Origin of the sequence: Actinomadura formosensis NBRC 14204 (assembly GCF_001552155.1) — a bacterium.
GTDB lineage: Bacteria > Actinomycetota > Actinomycetes > Streptosporangiales > Streptosporangiaceae > Spirillospora > Spirillospora formosensis.
Window position 1 is genome coordinate 1 of the sequence record NZ_BCQQ01000337.1, and the last position, 515, is coordinate 515.

The following is a 515-nucleotide window of genomic DNA, read 5'->3' on the forward strand; positions in this document are numbered from 1 at the left end:
ATTCACCGCGCCGCCGCGGATCACCGCGAGAATCCGGTGCCCGCGCTCCCGCGCCACCGACAACCGCTCCAGCACCACCACACCGACGCCCTCGGACAGGCCCATCCCGTCGGCGCCGTCCGCGTACGCCTTGCAGCGACCGTCCTCGGCCAGCGCGCGCTGCCGTGAGAACGACAGGAACGAACCGGGCGTCGCCATCACCATCGCGCCACCGGCCAGCGCCATCGAGCATCCCCCTTGCCGCAACGACTGCGCGGCGAGGTGAATGGCCACCAGCGACGACGAGCACGCGGTGTCGATCGTGACCGCGGGACCCTCGAACCCGAACACGTAGGACACCCGGCCCGACGCCACGCAGGGCGCCGCTCCCGTGCCGGCGAAGCCCTCCGACTCCGGTGTGACGACACCACCGCCGGCCCCGTAGCCCTGGCTGGACAGCCCGGTGAACACCCCGACGTCGGCGCCCTTCAACGACACCGGGTCGATGCCCGTCCGTTCCACCGCCTCCCAGGAGG

1 protein-coding gene is annotated in these 515 nt (G+C 72.4%); it reads right to left on the reverse strand.

The features are described from left to right. A partial coding sequence (locus AF1_RS32820; protein WP_303621267.1) for a polyketide synthase occupies window positions 1-501 on the reverse strand: 501 nt, incomplete at its 3' end. Between the last annotated feature and the right edge of the window lie 14 nt (window positions 502-515).